Source organism: Caballeronia terrestris (assembly GCF_001544515.1).
Taxonomy (GTDB): Bacteria; Pseudomonadota; Gammaproteobacteria; order Burkholderiales; family Burkholderiaceae; genus Caballeronia; species Caballeronia terrestris.
The window spans coordinates 49,716-68,042 of record NZ_FCOL02000027.1 but is presented as its reverse complement, the minus strand read 5'-3'; the positions used below and the strand labels follow the sequence as shown (position 1 = coordinate 68,042).

Annotated in this window: 17 protein-coding genes; 10 read left to right on the top strand and 7 right to left on the bottom strand. The window is 64.6% G+C overall.

Annotation, left to right across the window (positions count from 1 at the left end; all coding sequences use genetic code 11):
* Window positions 1-90 precede the first annotated feature (90 nt).
* The gene (locus AWB67_RS21345; RefSeq protein ID WP_087658219.1) at window positions 91-2,094 is read left to right on the top strand and encodes an AI-2E family transporter; all 2,004 of its coding nucleotides are present in this window, start codon (window positions 91-93) and stop codon (window positions 2,092-2,094) included.
* 15 nt (window positions 2,095-2,109) lie between these two features.
* Here AWB67_RS21345 and AWB67_RS21340 read toward each other — a convergent pair whose 3' ends face one another.
* Together AWB67_RS21340 and AWB67_RS21335 are read right to left on the bottom strand one after the other, a co-directional pair.
* Window positions 2,110-2,343, bottom strand: coding sequence for a hypothetical protein (locus AWB67_RS21340; protein ID WP_087658218.1), 234 nt, complete (start codon window positions 2,341-2,343; stop codon window positions 2,110-2,112).
* Window positions 2,344-2,534: 191 nt separating this feature from the next.
* Window positions 2,535-3,326 carry a 3-hydroxybutyrate dehydrogenase gene (locus AWB67_RS21335; RefSeq protein ID WP_087658217.1) on the bottom strand — a complete coding sequence of 264 codons (792 nt, stop codon included), beginning with the start codon at window positions 3,324-3,326 and terminating at the stop codon, window positions 2,535-2,537.
* A gap of 436 nt (window positions 3,327-3,762) precedes the next feature.
* On the opposite strand from AWB67_RS21335, the gene AWB67_RS21330 reads away from it, so the two are divergent.
* Complete coding sequence (locus AWB67_RS21330; RefSeq protein WP_125477635.1) at window positions 3,763-4,707, top strand: hypothetical protein; 945 nt, start codon at window positions 3,763-3,765, stop codon at window positions 4,705-4,707.
* Here the strand turns inward: AWB67_RS21330 and AWB67_RS21325 are convergent.
* A complete protein-coding gene (locus tag AWB67_RS21325; RefSeq protein ID WP_087658215.1) occupies window positions 4,691-6,091 on the bottom strand; it encodes a GntP family permease in 1,401 nt (466 codons plus the stop codon). The genes AWB67_RS21330 and AWB67_RS21325 overlap by 17 nt on opposite strands.
* 364 nt (window positions 6,092-6,455) lie before the next feature.
* Between AWB67_RS21325 and AWB67_RS21320 the strand changes: the two genes are divergently transcribed.
* From AWB67_RS21320 to AWB67_RS21305, 4 genes are all read left to right on the top strand, one after another.
* Window positions 6,456-7,898: a sigma-54 interaction domain-containing protein gene (locus tag AWB67_RS21320; protein ID WP_087658214.1), complete on the top strand. Its 1,443-nt coding sequence runs from the start codon at window positions 6,456-6,458 to the stop codon at window positions 7,896-7,898.
* Window positions 7,899-7,911: 13 nt separating this feature from the next.
* Window positions 7,912-8,214: a hypothetical protein gene (locus tag AWB67_RS21315; RefSeq protein WP_235025246.1), complete on the top strand. Its 303-nt coding sequence runs from the start codon at window positions 7,912-7,914 to the stop codon at window positions 8,212-8,214.
* Between the two features lie 27 nt (window positions 8,215-8,241).
* Complete coding sequence (locus AWB67_RS21310; RefSeq protein ID WP_087658212.1) at window positions 8,242-9,465, top strand: serine hydrolase domain-containing protein; 1,224 nt, start codon at window positions 8,242-8,244, stop codon at window positions 9,463-9,465.
* Between the two features lie 64 nt (window positions 9,466-9,529).
* A complete protein-coding gene (locus AWB67_RS21305) occupies window positions 9,530-9,829 on the top strand; it encodes an H-NS histone family protein (protein ID WP_087658211.1) in 300 nt (99 codons plus the stop codon).
* Window position 9,830: 1 nt separating this feature from the next.
* Here the strand turns inward: AWB67_RS21305 and AWB67_RS21300 are convergent, their stop codons facing one another.
* Window positions 9,831-10,394, bottom strand: a complete 564-nt coding sequence (locus AWB67_RS21300) for a lipocalin family protein (RefSeq protein ID WP_087658210.1) — start codon at window positions 10,392-10,394, stop codon at window positions 9,831-9,833.
* Between the two features lie 523 nt (window positions 10,395-10,917).
* On the opposite strand from AWB67_RS21300, the gene AWB67_RS21295 reads away from it, so the two are divergent.
* A complete protein-coding gene (locus AWB67_RS21295; protein ID WP_087658209.1) occupies window positions 10,918-11,865 on the top strand; it encodes an AEC family transporter in 948 nt (315 codons plus the stop codon).
* Window positions 11,866-11,963: 98 nt separating this feature from the next.
* Here the strand turns inward: AWB67_RS21295 and AWB67_RS21290 are convergent, their stop codons facing one another.
* Window positions 11,964-12,221: a DUF4148 domain-containing protein gene (locus AWB67_RS21290; RefSeq protein WP_087658208.1), complete on the bottom strand. Its 258-nt coding sequence runs from the start codon at window positions 12,219-12,221 to the stop codon at window positions 11,964-11,966.
* A 294-nt stretch (window positions 12,222-12,515) separates the two neighbouring features.
* Between AWB67_RS21290 and AWB67_RS43010 the strand changes: the two genes are divergently transcribed.
* Window positions 12,516-12,650, top strand: a complete 135-nt coding sequence (locus tag AWB67_RS43010) for a hypothetical protein (RefSeq protein ID WP_268808093.1) — start codon at window positions 12,516-12,518, stop codon at window positions 12,648-12,650.
* A gap of 352 nt (window positions 12,651-13,002) precedes the next feature.
* Window positions 13,003-13,557, top strand: a complete 555-nt coding sequence (locus AWB67_RS21285) for an NADPH-dependent FMN reductase (protein ID WP_087658207.1) — start codon at window positions 13,003-13,005, stop codon at window positions 13,555-13,557.
* 72 nt (window positions 13,558-13,629) lie between these two features.
* On the opposite strand, the gene AWB67_RS21280 is transcribed toward AWB67_RS21285, so the two are convergent.
* Together AWB67_RS21280 and AWB67_RS21275 are read right to left on the bottom strand one after the other, a co-directional pair.
* On the bottom strand, window positions 13,630-15,066 hold the full coding sequence (locus AWB67_RS21280; RefSeq protein ID WP_087658206.1) for a hypothetical protein: 1,437 nt from the start codon (window positions 15,064-15,066) through the stop codon (window positions 13,630-13,632).
* 186 nt (window positions 15,067-15,252) lie between these two features.
* Window positions 15,253-17,541, bottom strand: a complete 2,289-nt coding sequence (locus AWB67_RS21275) for a hybrid sensor histidine kinase/response regulator family protein (protein ID WP_087658205.1) — start codon at window positions 17,539-17,541, stop codon at window positions 15,253-15,255.
* A 533-nt stretch (window positions 17,542-18,074) separates the two neighbouring features.
* Between AWB67_RS21275 and AWB67_RS21270 the strand changes: the two genes are divergently transcribed.
* A complete protein-coding gene (locus AWB67_RS21270) occupies window positions 18,075-18,320 on the top strand; it encodes a hypothetical protein (protein WP_087658204.1) in 246 nt (81 codons plus the stop codon).
* The last annotated feature ends 7 nt before the right edge of the window (window positions 18,321-18,327 follow it).

The following is an 18,327-nucleotide window of genomic DNA, read 5'->3' as shown; positions in this document are numbered from 1 at the left end:
TCTCTTGCATCGCCTCACCGTTCGCTTTGAACGGCACGCGCCTTGCTTCCTCGATGGTAATAAACCGCCCGGTCCAACGAGAACGCGTCCATGCCCCCACCGTCCGGCCCGCGCCGCCCGCCTGCCAAAGTCCTGCCGCCCGAAGTACCCAGCATCCGGGCGCTGACCTCGCTGATCACCGGGGTCGTGGTCATCTGCGCGCTGTATTTCGGCCGCGCAGTGATGATCCCGATCATCCTCGCCGTGCTGATGAGCTTTCTGCTCGCGCCTTTCGTCGATCTTTTGAGGCGTTTTCGCTTCGGGCAAGTGCCGTCGGTGATCGTCGCCGTGCTGATCGCGCTGTCGGTGCTGACGGCCGTCGGCGCGCTGATCGGCGCGCAGGTCGCGCAGCTTGCCGGCGATCTGCCGAAGTATCAGGTAGCCGTCGAGCGCAAGATCGAAAGCGTGCAGAAGGTGACGGTCGGACGCGCCGACGAGTTCCTCGGCAAGGCGTCGCGCGCGCTGAAGCGCCTGTCGCCCGCGCGCGAGCAGGAAGCGCGCAAGGACGAGAACAACCAGGCTGCGTCCCCGATCGACCAGCCGATGCCGGTGGAAGTCCACGAGCCGTCGCCGTCGCCGCTGGAACTGGCGCAGCGTTTCCTGTCGCCGGTGATCAGTCCGCTGGAGACGACCGGCATCGTGCTGGTCGTCGCGATTTTCATCTTGCTACAGCGCGAAGATTTGCGCGACCGGCTGATCCGCCTCTTCGGCTCGCGCGACCTGCACCGCGCGACCACCGCGATGGACGAAGCCGCGCGGCGCCTCTCGCGCTACTTTCTCGCGCAACTCGGGATCAACGTCGGCGTGGGGATCGTCATCGCGATCGGGCTCGCGATCATCGGCGTACCGGGCGCGCTGCTGTTCGGCGTGCTCGCGACGCTCTTGCGCTTCGTGCCCTACGTCGGGACGTGGATCGCGGCGCTGATCGCGGTCGTGTTCGCGGCAGCCGTCGGCCCCGGCTGGACGATGCTGATCTGGACCATCGTGCTCTTCGGCGTCACGGATGTGGTCGCGGGTCAGGTCGTCGAGCCGCTGCTGTACGGCCACAGCACGGGGCTTTCGCCGTTCGCGGTGATCGTCGCGGCGATTTTCTGGAGCTGGATCTGGGGGCCGGTCGGCCTCGTGCTCTCGACGCCGCTCACGCTCTGCCTCGTGATTCTCGGCCGCCACGTGGATCGTCTCGAATTCCTGGACGTATTGTTCGGCGACCGGCCAGCGCTGACTCCAGCGGAAAACTTCTACCAGCGCCTGCTGGCGAATGATCCCGACGAAGCTCTCGTACAGGCCGAATCACTGCTGAAAGAGCGCTCGCTGACGGCGTACTACGACGAAGTTGCGCTCTCAGGCCTGCGGCTCGCGCACAACGACGTGTTGCGCGGCGTCGTGACGGCGGACCAGTTGCGGCGGATCAACGAATCGGCGCTGGACATCATCGAAGGCCTCGACGACGCCGACGATTTCATCACGACGCGCGCAGTGGAAGACGAACTCCCCGCAAGCCTTGAAAGCCCGGCCGACCGTGCGGGCCCGCCGCACGAAGCGCCCGCCGAGCGCTTCGATGCCGCGCAGGAAGGGCACACGGCGTCGGTTTTATGCATCGCGGGGCGAGGCGAACTCGACGATCTCGCCGCGACGATCGCCGTGCAGCTTTTTCGCAAGCACGGCATGGGCGCCGACCTCGGGCCGTACGAGCGATTCTCACGCAACCGCTTCGCCGAAGTGGATCTGTCGGGCGTGTCGATCATGTGCGTCGTCTCGTTCGATGCCGCCGAATCGCCGCCGTACATGCGCAATCTCTTGCGGCGCCTGCATCAGCGCGCGCCGTCGGCGGAACTGGTCGTCGGGCTCGTCACGCCGGAAAGTTCGCTGCAGGGCGAGGCGCTCGTGCGCACCAGTTCGGCGGCGGCGACGTCGTTCCGGGAACTGGTCGATATGTGCGTGGCCGCCGCGCGCCGCCAGCCGAATGACGGCGTTTCCTGGACGAGTCTCAACCCACCGGACGAAGAACCCGCCGCCGACGGCAAGCCGGCGGAAACGCCGGGCGTACCGGCGTGAGCCTGAGCCGGAAAATCAGCGGTTGCCGTCGAAGAGATCGTTGAGCATCGTGTCGAACGATGCCTGCGCTTCTTCGAGTTCCTGCAGCGCGGCGTCGAAGGTTTGGAGCGCCATCTGGGAGGGGCGGCCGTCGCCCTCGGGCGGAAAGTGCGCCTGAAGCGCCGTGAAAGCGGTCTGCACCTGCTTGGTCGCGTTGACGATTCGTTCCATCGCTCGCGCTTCTTCCACGCGATTGTTTTCGGCGCTCATCTAAGCCTCCTCGGTTGTAATACTTCGATAGTACCAAGCGATGATGGCGCCGGCTTTACGCCCGACGACATAGGCCGAACGTCAGGCGCGAGGCTCGGCGACGGTTCGTAGGGCGCCGCCTCGTTCAGCGGGCGGTGCCGTCCGGCCAGGCGCTCCGGGCGAGCGAGAGCGCTTCAGCCTCCGCGACACGTCTACTGCGCGCTCCATCCGCCGTCGATCTGCAGCGCCGAGCCGCGCATTTCACTCGCCGCATCGGAACAGAGGAACACGGCCATTTCGCCGATCTGTTGCGGCGTCACGAACTGCGCCGACGGCTGTTTCTCGCCGAGCAGTTTCGCGCGCGCGGCATCGGGCGAAAGCGACTCGCGCGCGGCGAGATCGTCGATCTGCTTTTGCACGAGCGGCGTCAGCACAAAGCCCGGGCAGATCGCGTTGACGGTCACGCCGGTGCGCGCATTTTCGAGCGCCGCGACCTTCGTGAGCCCCAGGATGCCGTGCTTCGCCGCCACATACGCCGATTTCCCGGCCGAGCCCACGAGCCCATGCACCGACGCAATGTTGATCACGCGGCCCCAGCCGCGCTCGCGCATCGCGGGGAGCGCGACGCGCATCGTGTGGAACGCGGAGCTCAGGTTGATCGCGATGATCGCGTCCCAGCTTTCGACCGGGAACGTGTCGATGGTCGCGACGTGCTGAATGCCAGCGTTGTTCACGAGGACGTCGACGGCGCCGAAACGCTCGGCCGCGAACGCGATCATCGCTTCGATTTCGGCGGGCTTGGTCATGTCGGCGGGGTGGTACGCGGCTTTCACGCCGATGGCTTCGATTTGCGCGAGCGCGGTTTGCGTGTCGCCGAAGCCGTTCAGCACGAGGTTCGCGCCGGCCTGCGCGAGCGCCGTCGCGATGCCTAAGCCAATGCCGCTCGTCGAGCCGGTGACGAGGGCGGTTTTGCCGGTAAGGGGTTTCGAAGCCGAAGCGGTCATGGGCGGTCCTTTGGTTGGGAAACGGATGGCGGGTGTTACATCGGGTCACAAATTGTGCGTGACCGGTCGCGCTTTGGCCAGACGCCGTGCGCCGGCTTTGGTGCGTTGCCGATCTCGAAACGGGAAGTCCCAAGTGCGGGACGTAGGGTCCTCACTAATGGTAATCTTTCGTTGCAGTCGGCCTTTTTTACGGGGCCGCATGGTAGGGGGTGGGCATCGACCAAGCGCTTGCTTCACTCCCGCGCGACGAGCGCCGCATTTCGGCAGGCTCGCGATTCCGACGACAAAACATTCAGCTAGTGGTCGCGGCCTGCCGGATGGGCAGCGGCTTTCCGTGCGTTTGAACCGTTCCCCGGCGATATCGTCCGCGGATATTTATCTCCGAGTGCGCCCGAGAGGGCGGTGCTCTTTTTTCACAAGCGACCGGGAGATAAGAATGGGCCACGCTGAAACGCTACAACGGCGTATCTGCCCTCGATGTAAAAACTTCGGCGCCGGTTACGCGTCGGACTCCGACGTCTGCCCGATTTGCGGCGCCGATACCGTGGTCGTGCCCGCGGCGCGCGTCGAGCCGCCCCGCGCGGATGCGTTTAATCCGCCGCCGAAATTTGAGCCGGAGCCGGACTTCGAGCCGCAGCCGCTGCCGAGCGTCGGCGCGCATCGGCGATTGCGCGACGCCGCGTTGCCTTTTGCCGCCGGGATTCTCGCGATGGGATCGCTCGTCGCCGTCTTTCATTACGCCGGGCAGCCGCAGAAGCCGGAGCTCGAAGAGCGTGCGTCGGATGCGGGATCGGTCGTCGCGGTGACACCGCGCGTTGCACCCAAGCCGACTCCCGTGCCCGCACCTGCTCCCGCGCCTGTTGCGAAGATCGAACCGCCGCCTGTTGACACCACCGCGCGCAGCGATGCGGTCATGCCGGCTCAACCGCCTGCCGCTGCTGTTGCCGTCGCTCCGAAGCCCGAAGCCCCGCCGCCTGTGAAAAACGTGATTTCTGCGCAGGAGAAAAGCATCCTCGACAGCGCGCGCACGGCACTAAGGAAGTCCGATATAACGGAAGCCCGTGCGCAACTGCGTCGGCTGCCTGCGAACGCGCAGTCTCAAGGAGAGTTTCGTCAGCTTTCGAACGAGCTGACGCGCCGGGAACGTGAACGCGATGCCGCCTTGCAGCGTGCCCACTGGTGCGAGGAAGGCAAGGACTGGACGTGCATGGCGCAGAATGCCGCGCGCGCCCAATCGATCGATACGGGCAACGCGGAATCGCACGTGATGCTCTCGCTCGCAACGACGCGGCTGCGCTGGGCGACGGTATCGAACAGCGCAACGGCGGCGCCGGTACGTACGACGCCGCCGATGCCGCCCATCCTCAAACCAGTCCAGTGACGTAATACACGCCGATCACGAAAAACACGGCCAGCGTCTTGATAATCGTGACGGCGAAAATATCGCGATAGGACTGGCGGTGTGTCAGCCCCGTCACCGCGAGCAGCGTGATCACGGCGCCGTTATGCGGCAGCGTGTCCATGCCGCCGCTCGCCATCGCGACCACGCGATGCAGCACTTCCAGCGGAATGTGCGCGGCCTCGGCGCCCTTGATGAACGTATCGGACATCGCCGCGAGCGCAATGCTCATCCCGCCCGACGCCGACCCCGTGATCCCCGCGAGCGAACTCACCGACACCGCCGCGTTCACCAGCGGATTCGGGATGCTCTTCAGCGCATCGCTGACGACGATGAACCCCGGCAACGCCGCGATCACACCGCCGAAGCCGTATTCCGACGCCGTGTTCATCGCCGCGAGCAGCGCGCCCGCGACCGCGACGCGCGTCCCCGTCGCGAACCGCTCCTTCACGCGGCTGAACGCCGTCAGCAGCACGAGCACGATGCCGAGCAGCAGCGCGCCCTCGACCGCCCAGATCGCGACGACCGTCTTCACCGCCGTCGTCACCGGCGCGTGGACGCCCGGCAGGATTTCAGGCGCGACCGTGTAGCTCGCGCCGTACCACGTCGGAATCCACTTCGTCAGCGCGAAGTTCGCCACGCCGACGAGAATCAGCGGCGCGATCGCGAGCAGCGGATTCGGCAGCGATTTCGCCTCGACGCGCTCCGGCTCGTTCACGAGCGACGTGCCGTAGCCTTCGCCCGTCGCCATCGCGCGGCGGCGGCGCACTTCGAGGAACGTCAGCCCGACCACGATGATGAACGCCGAGCCGATCACGCCCAGCCACGGCGCGGCCCAGCCGGTGGTCTTGAAGAACGTCGTCGGGATGATGTTCTGGATCTGCGGCGTGCCGGGCAGCGAATCCATGGTGAACGAGAACGCGCCGAGCGCGATTGCGCCGGGCATCAGCCGCTTCGGGATATTGCTCTGGCGATACATCTCGGCCGCGAACGGATACACCGCGAACACGACCACGAACAGCGACACGCCGCCATAGGTGAGCAGCGCGCACACCGCGACGATCACCGCATTCACGCGTGACTTGCCGATGTAGCGGATCGCGGCGGCGACGATCGACTCGGAGAAGCCCGAGAGTTCGATCACCTTGCCGAACACGGCGCCCAGCAGGAACACGGGGAAATACAGCTTTACGAAGCCGACCATTTTCTCCATGAAGATGCCGGAGAAGACGGGCGCGACGGCGGCGGGATCGGTGAGGAGGACGGCGCCGAGCGCGGCGATCGGCGCGAACAGGATGACGCTGTAGCCGCGATAAGCGGCCAGCATCAGGAACGCCAGGGCGGCGAGCACGATGATGAAGGACATTGAGTCTCCGTTGATGTTTTTGTGAGGCAGGCTTCTCGTGAAAGCCGGACGTGCGCGAAACGATGACGCGACGGGCGTGGCGAAACGCAGGTTTCGTGCCAGCACCGGTTTTAAAGGCCTCCCGCCAGCTGGGCCGCCGAGATCGAACGCTTTGACGCGAAATTGTACAGAAACGTCTACCGCGAGAGACACCCTTCGAGCACTAAATCTCACTCTTCAATGCTCGCTGCATAGAATGAACGGGGCGTTGCGGGCTGTCTCATTTATGAGATATTCTGTCTCAATAAAGAGACCAAGGCGCAACTTCGTTGCATGGAGCCAGAGTTAAGCGCAAAAGCGCCAACTCTGGTCGACAGGAGACGTGATGCACAACGACTGGACAACCGTACCCGCCAACTACAGCGATGTCCTTCGCCGCGCGATGGAGTCGCTCTTCAAGACCTTCGAGAACCTGAGCGAAGGCACCTTCATCGTCGATGCGGACGCGCGCGTCGTGTGGATCAACAAGCGCTACGCGGCGCGCTTCGGCTTTTCCGACCCGGAAGACGCGATCGGCCGCGACTGCGAAGCCGTGATCCCGCACAGCCTGATGCGCGAAGTCGTCATGACCGGCAAGCCGATCCTGCTCGACGTGCTCGAAACCGACCGCGAGCCGCTCGTCGTCACGCGCCTGCCGCTGAAGGACGACCACGGCGCGACCGTCGGCGCCATCGGCTTCGCGCTTTTCGACGAAATGAAGGCGCTCACACCGCTTTTCGCGCATTACTCGCGCGTGCAGCAGGAACTAATCGCGACGCGCCAGTCGCTCGCGCAGGCGCGGCGCGCGAAATACACGTTCGCGAGCTTCGTCGGCACGAGCGCGGCGAGCCTTGAAGTGAAGCGTCAGGCACGGCGGGCGGCGCAAGTCGAGTCGCCGGTGCTCTTGCTCGGCGAAACCGGCACCGGCAAGGAACTGCTCGCGCACGCGATCCACGGCACGTCGACGCGCGCCGCGAAGCCGCTCGTCACGGTGAATGTCGCGGCGATCCCCGATACGCTGCTCGAAGTCGAGTTCTTCGGCGCGGCGCCGGGCGCCTATACGGGCGCGGATCGCAAGGGACGCGTCGGCAAATTCGAACTCGCGGACGGCGGCACGCTCTTTCTCGATGAAATCGGCGACATGCCGCTGCCGCTCCAGGGCAAGCTCCTGCGCGTTTTGCAGGACAAGGAGTTCGAGCCGCTCGGGTCGAACCGTATCGTGCGCGCGGACGTGCGGATCATCGCGGCGACCTCCGCCGATCTGCCCGCGCTCGTCGCGGCGGGGCGTTTTCGCGCGGATTTGTTCTATCGGCTGAACGTGCTGACGATCCACGCGCCGCCGCTGCGCGATCGTTTGGCCGACATCGAGGCGCTCGCCTACGCGATCCTCGAAGACCTGGCGACGCAGGCGCGTCCCGGCGACGCCGGCCACGTCGTCCTGCAGGACGACGCGCTGCGGCTCCTCTGCGCGTATCCGTGGCCGGGCAACGTCCGCGAGTTGCGCAACACGCTCGAACGGGCGCTGATGCTTTCAGACAGCGAACATATCGATGCCCGCGCGCTCGCGCCGTTCATCGGCTCGGCACGGGTGCAGGCGCCGTCGGACTTGCAGCCAAACGCGGACGAACCGGTGACGTCCTACGCCCACGCAATGGCCGCCTTCGAGAAATCCTTTTTGGCCGATGCGCTCGCCGCATGCGGCGGACGCGTGACCGAAGCGGCGAAACGCATCGGCATGGGGCGCGCGACGCTTTACAAAAAGATCGTGGCGCTCGGCATCGACGTATGAAGCGCACGCCTGCATGGCATACTCCAAACATCAAAAAAAACAACGTGAACAAGGGGTTAGGATGATCGGACGAGCACTCAGCCTTTCTATTTCTTTCGCGGCAACAGTGTCGGCGCTCACCGGCTGCAGCAGCGCGCCGCCGCTTTTTTCCTCCGACGGCCGCCCGACCACGCTGATCCAGTGCCCCGCGTACGGCGGCTGGACCCTTTGCCAGCAGAACGCGCGCGCCACCTGCCAGGGCGCGAGCTACGACGTGCTGGAACAATCCACCGACAATGGCCAGAACGGCCTGCTGATCGCCTGCAAAACGCAATGAAAGGCGTGGCAAGAACAAGGAGAACCGATGCACGCAGCCGGCTTTGATCCAGACCGCCTCGCCCGCCTGAGCCAAGCAATGCAGCGCTACGTCGATGCGGGTGACGTCGCCGGCATCGTCACGCTGGTGTGGCGGCACGGCGAGATCGGCCACATCGATGCGCTCGGCGTCCGCGATCTCGAATCGCGCCAGCCGATGACCCGCGACACGCTGTTCCGCATCGCGTCGATGACCAAGCCGGTGACGAGCGTCGCCGCGCTGATGCTGGTCGAGGAAGGGCGGCTCGATTTCCAGACGCCCGTGTCGAAGTGGCTGCCCGAGCTCGCGAACCTCGCCGTGCTCGCCTCGCCCGACGGTCCGCTCGACCTCACCGAACCGCTCAACACGCCGATTACGCTGCTCGACCTGCTGACGCATCGCGCGGGTTTCGCGTATCACTTCACGGCGCTCGGCGCGCTGTCCGAAGCCTACGAGCGCGTGTTCAACGGCTTCGACATGATGGTCGATCCGGGCGTCTGGCTCGACCACGTCGCCGAGTTGCCGCTGATGTTCCAGCCCGGCACGCGCTGGCATTACGGCATCACGACCGACGTGCTCGGCGCGCTGATCCATCGCGTATCGGGCATGCCGCTCGGCGAGTTTTTCCGCACGCGCATCTTCGAGCAGCTCGGCATGCCGGATACCGGCTTCGTCGTGCCGCCGGAGAAGGCGGCGCGGCTCTCGACGTCCTACGCCGTCGATTCCGCGAGCAAGCGGCTCGTCGTCGAGGATCATCCGGTGACGAGCCGCTGGATCAAGCCGGAACGCTTTCAAAGCGGCGGCGGCGGACTCGTCTCCACGGTCGACGACTATCTGCGATTCGCGCGCGTGCTGCTCGGCCGGGGCCGCTTGCAAGGCGCTGCCGCCGAGCGCATGAACGGTCCGCGCCTTCTGTCGCACAAATCGGTCGATTTAATGCGCTCGAACTTCCTGACCGCCGAGCAGCGCCGCATTCCGGCGTTCGGCTATCCGGTGTGGGCGAGCCAGGGCTTTGGCCTCGGCCTCTCCATCGTCGACGATGCCGCGCGGCAATTGCGTGGCGGCTATCGGTCGGCGGGGACATTCGGCTGGCCGGGCGCGCTCGGTACGAGCTGGTTCGCCGATCCCGTCGAGGACATGATCGGGCTCTTCATGATCCAGCGGCGCGCGGAGGATCCGTTCCCGATCGCGCAGGAATTCGAGCGTCTGCTGTACGACGCCATCGACGATTAGCTTTAGCGGCACTTTTTTCCGTTTTCGAGGTCTCTTGTGTGAGGAATCACTACGGAGGCGCTCGATGCCCACCTACAAGCAACTCACCGCGCAACTCGAAAAGCTGCAGGCCGAAGTGGTGGCGGCGCGCGAGAAGGAAGTCGCCGACGCCATCGTCGAGATCAAGCAAAAGATCGCCGAGTACGGACTGACCGCCGAGGAACTCGGCTTTCGCAACGTGCGCGTCAAGGGCGCCGCTGCCATCAAGCGGCCGCCGCTGCCGCCGAAATACCGCAATCCAAAGACGGGCGAAACGTGGAGCGGACGCGGCCGCGCGCCCGCGTGGCTCACCGGCAAGAACAAAGAGCGTTTCCTGATCGAGTGACCTATTCGTGCTGCGTCTCGCGCAGCATCGTGACGTCGTAGCCGAGCGCGCGCACCCGTTCCACCAACGCCGTGCGCGCCGCCGCCGCAGGCTTCGCCTCGCGCGTCAGTATCCAGAGATAGCAGCCGCTCGGCTCGCCGACGATCGACCAGGTGTAGTCGTCGGCGTGATCGAGCACCCAGTAGTCGCCCACATAGAACGGCCCGAAGAAAGATACCTTCAGCTTCGCGTTACCCGATTCCGGGACAATCTTCGCGCGCCCCTCCGCCGATTTGTACGGCCCGGTTAGCCCGCCCGCGCGGCATGCGTTGACGACGGAGATGAGGCCGTCGTCTCGCGTGTTGTAGTCGGCGGTGACGGCTTCGCAATCGCGCTCGAAGCGGTTCTCATAGCGCGCGAACTCATACCAGCGGCCAAGGTAGCGATCGAGGTCGACGGCTTTCGCCGGCTGCGGCACGTTTGCGTTGCCGCTCTTGCCTTGCGTCGCGCAGGCGGCGATCAGCCCGATTCCGCCGACGGCGAGCAGTGCGGCGGCACCATAGATCCAGGGTCGTTTGATGGTCATCGATGTGCCGTTCCGTGATGTTGGAGCCAAGCGAGAGAGCAAGCCTTGGTCCCGAAAGCGCTCACCTTTAGGACGTTTGGTTTCAAACGCACAATGAGGAAAGCACTTCGAATCCATGATGCAAGCCATTGATGCAATTGCGTTTATACAAAAGGCTGATGCGCCGGTGTCGAGCTTCTCCAGAGACCTTTTCGCGGGTCCCGTATTCGCTCACCTGAGCGGCATGGGAACGAACGGGAATTGTGTGCGCAATCATCTGTTGCGTATGCAACGATCTACTCTCCAGCTTCATCAGCGCATCCCGATAAACCGCGCAAAGCTATATGAAACAAGGCTTTGCAAGCTTTCGTTGAGAATGCTCATTGAAGACGAACGATGCTTAGAAATACTGGTAATCGGGCAATCGTGAGCTTCGACGGTCCATCGCGACTCACCCTTCACCGGCTCCCGCAATGTCTCACCTTTGCGTCTCGACAGGCTATGCTTTGCGCGCCTCATCCAACCATTAGCGCGATCCGTCTACATGCTGTCATCGTTCTTCACGCCGCTCGTTACGATCATCCTGCCGATCTTCGGCCTGATCTTCGCGGGCTATGCATGCCGCAAGCTGAACTGGCTCGGGCCGCATGCGTCGTCGGAACTGAACCGCTTCGTCGTGTATCTCGCGCTGCCCGCGCTGCTCTTCGACATCATGGCGAAGACGCCGTGGAGCATGCTCGACGAGCCGTCGTTCATCGCGGTGTTCGGAATCGGCTCGGGTGTCGTCTTTGCCGCGACGGTGTTCGTGCGGCTGAAGCAGTCGCGCCATCTCGCCGACGCAAGCCTCGACGGCCTCAACGCCGCCTATCCCAACACCGGCTACATCGGCCTGCCGCTCTGCCTGCTCGCGTTCGGACAGCCGAGCCTCGCGCCCGCCGTCATCGCGACGATCATGACCGTGTGCGTGCTGTTCGCCGTCGCGATCGTGATGATCGAACTCGGCTTGCAGAGCGAGCGTCACATCGGCGCGACGATGCGGCGCGTCGCCAGATCGTTGATGCTGAATCCGCTGTTGATCGCGCCGCTCGCGGGCGCGTTGTGGAGTGGGGCGGGTTTGCATGTGTCGGGCGGCGCGCAGGCGTTTCTAAAACTGCTCGGCGGTGCGGCGAGTCCCTGCGCGCTGGTCGCGCTCGGACTTTTCCTTGGAGAGAAATCTCACGCACGCGATGCCAGGACGGCGAGCGCGCTGGTCGCGGCGAAACTCGTCGCGCAGCCTTTGCTGACGTGGTGGCTCGCGTTCCATGTATTCACGCTGCCGCCGATGTGGGCGAAGACGGCCGTGCTCCTGAGCGCGCTGCCGACGGGCACGGGCCCCTTCATGCTCGCGGAGTTTTATCGACGGGAGGCGGCGGTGACATCGACGGCGATTCTTTTTTCGACGCTCGTCTCGCTGGTCACGGTCACGCTTTGTCTCGCGGCGATGCTTGCGTGAAAACGCAAAAAAAGCGCCCGGCGGGGATGAGACGCCGGGCGAAACCACCATCTGACTGATGGGTGGAGGAGGCCTGTTCTTCGCGCTAAGGCTTCAGGTCACTGCGTGCGTTGCGCACGCATCGCGACGGTCTGCGCATGGCGCTGCTGATACGGCAGCAATTGCGGGTACGTACTGATGTTGACGGCGTCGAGGTCGCCATTGCGGCGGGCGGTGGCCAATTCGGCCTTCACTTCGGCGCGCGTTTTGGCGCCATCGGCGGTCGCTTGCGCTTGCACGTATTCGGCGGCAAACGCGGGCGCGGTGGCGACGAGAGCGGTGGAAATCAGCAATGCTTTGATCAGAGTGCGTTTCATCAAGAGTCTCCTTTGGCCCATGCAGTCCCATGCAGAGGAAGTGCATCGGTTGAATGCAGTCTAGGAGAAAAGCTATCGGACATTAATATCGATTGAACCAACACATTGTTGTCGTTAATCGTGGAAATGCTGGCATGCAGCGCTTTGGTGCGCGAGCGTCCGATCGTTCTAATTATTGTGAATTCAGTAAGAATTAGTTGGCGGTATCGGGATTTTTCTGCGAACGCTCCATAGTTAAGCTTCGTTCCACTCGATCGATTCCGATCGTTTCAACGAACTTCCCGAAGGTGTCTCATGAAACGCATCCTCTCCGCACTCATCGCTTCTGTCGCTCTGCTGGCCGCCGCGGGCGCCGCGCAAGCCGCCGATGCATCGTCGACGTCGTGCCAGGGCCCGGCATCGCAATGCAACGTATTTTTCGGACAGTAAGCGCGACGAGTTGGCCGCGTTTGACCAGAAAGAGCGCCCGAGGGCGCTCTTTCCACGTTTACCGTTTCAAAACTAAACGTGATGCCACCATCTCCTCAACTTATCCACATTTTCTGTGCATAACTTTGTGGAAATCGCGGTCGGAAGGGCGAGGGCATGCGCCATCGCCCGGGTTGCACCGCTATTGCGCACTGCACACTTGGCGCGCATGCAGGTTCGCAATCCGGCGCCTATGATAAGCAGTCGTATAAGCGGTTCGTCGGCGGCCTCATGCGGCGAGATGTGCCGAAGCGTTCGTCGATATCCGCCGCCGCCCGATGTCTTTGTTCACTCATTCACAGGAAACCAAGTCATGCCCTACAAAGTTGCGGTGGTCGTCGGAAGCCTGCGTCGTGAGTCGTTCAACAAGCAGCTCGCGCACGCGCTCGTCTCGCTTGCGCCGGGCGATTTCACGTTCGAGTTCCTCGATATCGGCAACCTGCCGCTCTACAGCCAGGACTACGACGCCGATTTCCCCGAAGCCGCGCGCACGCTCAAGCAGAAGCTCACCGAGGCGAACGCGCTGCTGTTCGTCACGCCGGAATACAACCGCTCGATTCCGGGCGTGCTGAAGAACGCGATCGACTGGGGCTCGCGGCCGTGGGGACAAAGCGCTTGGGGCGGGAAGCCGGGCGCGGTGATCGGGACTTCGGTCGGGGCGATCGGGACGGCGCTCGCGCAATCGCATCTGCGCAACGTCTGCGCTTATCTCGATGTCGCGCTGCTGGGACAGCCGGAGATGTTCATCAAGCACGACGAGACGCGCATCGATGCGAACGGAAACATCGTGAGTGAGGACACGCGCAAGTATCTGCAGGGGTTCATGGATAAATACGTCGCGTGGGTGAAGGATCACGCGAACGTTTGATCCGCTCAACGCATCTCAGAAAAAACGGCCCGCACTAGCGGGCCGTCGTTCATTGTGAGCTTGCTTCCGACGTCAAACGTGGTGATGCCCCGTCACGCGGTCCCAGCCATGACGTACTGCAGCCTTGAAGCGCTCCCACGTATCGCCGCCGCCATCCGGATGGCGGCCTTCCCAGTCGCGTTGCAGCTCGTATTCCATCTGGTCGTCCCACTGGCGGTTGCGGAAACGATCGTCGTTGCCGAGTGTCGCGCCGTAGCGATACGCGCCTTCGTAATCCTCGTACGGCAAGCCCGACTCCGCGTACTTCGAGTCATAGTGCGTGCGGAAATCGCCCTCGTATTCCATGTACTCGTCGGGGACGGTTTGCGGGCCGAGCGCTCCCGGCGCACCGACCGGCGTTGCAGAGGGCACTGCACCGCGCGTCGCGAAGGAATCGTTGGCGGCGGCGTCGGTGCCGTCGAGCGCGTTCACCGGGCGCCAGTCGGCCGCCGTATCGCTACGCGTGCCGGGCAGCGGATCGCGGGCGGCTGCTGCGGCTGCGTCGCGATTCTTTTCCGGATCGTACTCATACGTCGCATCGCGCCCGCCGAGCGCATCGCTATCGGCGATGGCGTCGCGCACCGCCGATCCCGCCGGGCTCGCGCCGAGCGCACCGTGGCCGGCGAGCGCATCGCGTTCAGAGACGGAATCGGCCCCAAGCGGATCGCGCTGGGCGGGCGAGCCGATGTCGCTCGCCGTCAGCGGATCGCGTCCGGCGGGCGCGCCGCGAGCGAGTGAATCTTCGCGCGTCGCGGGCATGTCGAGCGGTCCGAGCGGATCGGCGGCGGGGCTTTCGGTGAAGGTGTCACGCGGCGCGAGGGTCGCGGGGTCCTGCGCACGCAACGGGTTGCCGAGCGGATCGGCGAGCGGATCGAGCACCGGCTGCGCCGCTGCGACCGACGGATCGCCGACGTCCGCGCGCGGATACGCCCGCGCGCGATTCACCTCCGACGACGTGCGATACACGGAATCCTCATCCACCGGCCGAGTCCCCGGCACGGCGCTGCCGCTACCGAGGCCAAGTTCGTCGAGCAGCGAATGATCGCGGGTATCCGATGCTGGCGCCGATGGCGAATGGCCGAGCGTGCCCCAACTGGCGGCGCGTTCGTCGATGTCAATCGCGCCCTGGTCGGCGAGCGTCGTGCGGGCGATGTCGGCCTGCGCTTCGCTGTCGGTATCGACGGCGACAAGGACCGCCCCGCGCCGAACCGCTTCCGAATAATGCGCGACTTCCGGCGGCTGGTCGCGCCCGCCGAACAGCATCGAGAAGAAGCGCTCGATGTTCGCGAGCACGCCCGGTTCGGCGTGTGTTTCGGCGTCGGGTGCGAGCGACGGTTCGGCTGCATCGTCGCGCTGCGGGTTAGCCTGCAATTCGATGTCGCCGTGCGAGAAGCCGGCGGCCGTCAGGGCCGAACGCGCGTTATCGGCCTGGCCGTAAGTGTCGAAAACGCCGATGACGGTGTGTCGCATGATGCCTCCTGCAAAGGGATGTGGTCTCTGGACGCGGCACACGCGAAACCGGTGCGGCGCATGTCACAACCCTCACGCAACTCGCGTGCCGGATGCCGCCCGGCGATCGACGCGCGCGGCGTGCGGTATCGGCGGCGCGCTTTTTTTACAAAATCGGTAGAAACGAAGCGACTTCCACGATCGGCTTCAATGAGCCGCGTCGCCGGTCGCGCGATCGGCGGAACGCGTTGCGCGGCGGGCCGCCTCGCCGCCTTCCCGGATCGCCTGCAGGAGCGAGTCGAGCAGTGCGATGTCGAACGGCTTCGACAGCACGCGTGCATCGACCTGGCGCGCGCGGTCGAGCTCTTCCGCATAGCCGGTGACGAGGATCGTCGGCACGGGCGGCGCGAACGTCTGCAAGATTTCAGCGAGATCGATACCGTTCAGCCGCCCCGGCATGTGGATGTCCGAGAGCACGACATCGAACGGAAATGCGTCGGCGGGCGGATCGGCGTCTCGCGCGGCTTCGAGCAGGACGAGCGCGGCATCGGCGTTGAAGACGCACGTCACGCGGTGGCCCATCATCGCGAGGAGCGCCTCGGTGCCCGCCGCGACCTCCTCGTTGTCTTCGACGAGCAGCACGTTCAGCCCGTGCGTTTCGACGCGCGCCGCCGGTTCCTCCTCGACGGCCACGCTCGGCGGATTCACCGCGCCCGCGCGCGGCAGGTAGAGTCGCACCGACGTGCCCGCGCCGATCGCGCTGTCGATCGTGGCGAGCCCGCCCGCGCGCTCGCAGAACGCGAACACCTGCGGCAGACCGAGGCCCGTGCCCATGCCTTTCGGCTTGGTCGTGAAAAGCGGCTCGAACGCGCGGCCGAGCACGTCGGAACTCATGCCGGCGCCAGTGTCCTCGAGCGTCAGTTGCACGAACTCGCCGACGAGCGGAAAGCCGTCCTCTTGCCGGAAGGTGATGTTGTCGGCGAGCACGGTGAAGGTGCCGCCGTTGGGCATCGCGTCGCGCGCGTTCACCGCGACGTTGATGAGCGCGAGCTCCAGTTCGGCGGGATCGACGCGGATCGGCCAGGCGTCGGGCCGCACTTCGACGCTCAGCGCGACCTTCGCCCCGAGCGACGCGCGGAGCAACTCGCGCGCGGCCGTGATCCACTTGGCCGGAGCGATCGTCTCGCTGCGCAACGGTTGCTTCCGCGCGACGCCGAGCAATTGCCGCGTGAGCGACTGGCCGCCCTTCAGCGCGCGTTCCATCGCGGAAAGCTCGCGGTCGAGGCCGAGCGCGCCGCGCCGGCGGGCGATCTGCACGTTGGTGGACACGATCATCAGCAGATTGTTGAAGTCGTGCGCGACGTTGCCCACCAGGTTGCCGAGCGCTTCCATCTTGCGCGCCTGCCGGTACGCGGATTCAATCGAGCGCCGCATCGACGCCTCCGCCCGCCAGCGCTCCCACGCTTCCTCCTCGGTCGCCAAACGCCGGAGCGACAGCCCGATCACGCCCCACAGCACGATGCACGGCGCGAACAGCGACACCGCGAGCACGGTCAGATGTCGATACCATTCGGCCCAGATCGTCGAGATCGGATAGCCGCTCGACACGTACACCGGATATTTGCCGACCCGCCGGAACGCGACGATCTTCATCTCGTTATCGAGCCCCGAGCGCATTTCGACGGTGCCGCTTCGCGTGCCTTCGCGGTACGCCGCACGCAGCGGCGAATGCGGCGCGAGACTCATCCGGTCGGGCGGGCGCGGCGGATACCACGCGAGCACTTCGCCGTCCGAGCGCGACAGGCCGAGCGAGACGGTCGGCTGGTCGCCGATGAGCTCGCGGTAGAACGCATTGAAGTACGCGGGCCGCAGCGCGATTGACACCATGCCGCCGAATCCGCCGCCGCTTTTGAAGCGCGTGACCGCCGTATTGAATACCTGCTCGCCCGCGACGCGCCCTGTCATCACGCGCGACACCTGCTCGAGCGTCTCGCCGCCCTTCAAACCGGCGAAATCCGGGCGGTCGGCGACGGAGACGGACGGCGTCGGATAGGCGCGGCTCGTCGCGAGGAGCGTGCCGTCGGCGCCGAAGATCGACACCGACGCGACCTGCGGATAGCTGCCGCCCATCGCCTTGAGCTTCTTGTAGATCGTGAGGTCGTCGCGGCGGATGGCGACGTCGTCGAGGCCATCGACGAGATCGACCGCGCGCTCGTTGAGCATCACGTTCATGTCGAAGACCTTGAGCGCGTGTTCCTCGGCGACGCGCGCGTTGCGCGTGGCGAGGTCGGTGGCGGCGGCAACGCGCGAGCGGTAGTCGAAGAACGACGTGAACGCGACGTAGATGAACGGCAGCACGATCGCCGCGACCAGCAGCGCGTAAAGCGTCAGCCGCTGGGCGGCGAAGTTGGGCTCGGGCACGACCGGGAACGGCGGCTCGTCCTGCCATTGCTCGGCGGCAGGCCCGCCGTCGGGCTCCTCACGTAGCGACGTCATGGAAAGAACGTTTTGAAATTTTTAACGGGCAGAAAGCGGTCATCTGGAGTTAAAAGAATTGGCGTGCCCTTACTGCAAACGTTTGGCGCGGTATATCGAATGAATAACGCGATTTAACCACGCCGAATCCCTGACCGCCGCATAAAACATGCCGAAAGATAATCGGCTGCCGATTCAAGAGCGGTGATTATTTCCGATTGCTTCCCCTCCGCAACAAATCGAAATCAGCGAGATTTCCATAAGCGCAAACGTACACAAAAGAATGAAGAATATCACTCATAAAAAAACTGAGAAGTATTTTCTCGTTTGACGTAAAAAAACGTAAAAATTGCGTAATGTCGGGGTTTTGGTGAGTTGCTTTGATATCTCATTGATCGGACAATCCAATCGTCTGATGGACTCGCGCCCTAAAGAGCGCAGCCGCAGACCAAGGACCTTTGCGCAGCGTTCTTCCGGGGAAGACACGGGCAAAGCGGCCACGAGCCGCCAGCGCCACGACTGTACAAAGGCAAAACCAAGAACGATTCGGCCGATTGGCGCGAATCCTGCACGGGGCTGGCTTCATGATGCCGAACGACACCCTTATTGCGCGCGCGCCGACCACGCCGCGCACCATCGCCGCCTGGCGTGCCTACGCGCACCTGCGCCGCACCTTGCCGGCTGCCGCCGGCACGCGCCGCCGACAGCGTCCGATCATTTCAAGCGCGCCGAAAAGCGCCCTGGAAAATCGGCCGAATCGTCACGAGCGGGCTTTGTGCGCATTTCCCGCGCATTTCTAGACGATTT

Excerpts from the sequence above, each read along its gene's own strand:
- AWB67_RS21345 (WP_087658219.1), top strand. The coding sequence starts at position 91 with ATGCCCCCACCGTCCGGCCCGCGCCGCCCGCCTGCCAAAGTCCTGCCG.
- AWB67_RS21340 (WP_087658218.1), bottom strand. The coding sequence starts at position 2,343 with ATGAGCGCCGAAAACAATCGCGTGGAAGAAGCGCGAGCGATGGAACGA.
- AWB67_RS21335 (WP_087658217.1), bottom strand. The coding sequence starts at position 3,326 with ATGACCGCTTCGGCTTCGAAACCCCTTACCGGCAAAACCGCCCTCGTC.
- AWB67_RS21330 (WP_125477635.1), top strand. The coding sequence starts at position 3,763 with ATGGGCCACGCTGAAACGCTACAACGGCGTATCTGCCCTCGATGTAAA.
- AWB67_RS21325 (WP_087658215.1), bottom strand. The coding sequence starts at position 6,091 with ATGTCCTTCATCATCGTGCTCGCCGCCCTGGCGTTCCTGATGCTGGCC.
- AWB67_RS21320 (WP_087658214.1), top strand. The coding sequence starts at position 6,456 with ATGCACAACGACTGGACAACCGTACCCGCCAACTACAGCGATGTCCTT.
- AWB67_RS21315 (WP_235025246.1), top strand. The coding sequence starts at position 7,912 with ATGGCATACTCCAAACATCAAAAAAAACAACGTGAACAAGGGGTTAGG.
- AWB67_RS21310 (WP_087658212.1), top strand. The coding sequence starts at position 8,242 with ATGCACGCAGCCGGCTTTGATCCAGACCGCCTCGCCCGCCTGAGCCAA.
- AWB67_RS21305 (WP_087658211.1), top strand. The coding sequence starts at position 9,530 with ATGCCCACCTACAAGCAACTCACCGCGCAACTCGAAAAGCTGCAGGCC.
- AWB67_RS21300 (WP_087658210.1), bottom strand. The coding sequence starts at position 10,394 with ATGACCATCAAACGACCCTGGATCTATGGTGCCGCCGCACTGCTCGCC.
- AWB67_RS21295 (WP_087658209.1), top strand. The coding sequence starts at position 10,918 with ATGCTGTCATCGTTCTTCACGCCGCTCGTTACGATCATCCTGCCGATC.
- AWB67_RS21290 (WP_087658208.1), bottom strand. The coding sequence starts at position 12,221 with ATGAAACGCACTCTGATCAAAGCATTGCTGATTTCCACCGCTCTCGTC.
- AWB67_RS43010 (WP_268808093.1), top strand. The coding sequence starts at position 12,516 with ATGAAACGCATCCTCTCCGCACTCATCGCTTCTGTCGCTCTGCTGGCC.
- AWB67_RS21285 (WP_087658207.1), top strand. The coding sequence starts at position 13,003 with ATGCCCTACAAAGTTGCGGTGGTCGTCGGAAGCCTGCGTCGTGAGTCG.
- AWB67_RS21280 (WP_087658206.1), bottom strand. The coding sequence starts at position 15,066 with ATGCGACACACCGTCATCGGCGTTTTCGACACTTACGGCCAGGCCGAT.
- AWB67_RS21275 (WP_087658205.1), bottom strand. The coding sequence starts at position 17,541 with ATGACGTCGCTACGTGAGGAGCCCGACGGCGGGCCTGCCGCCGAGCAA.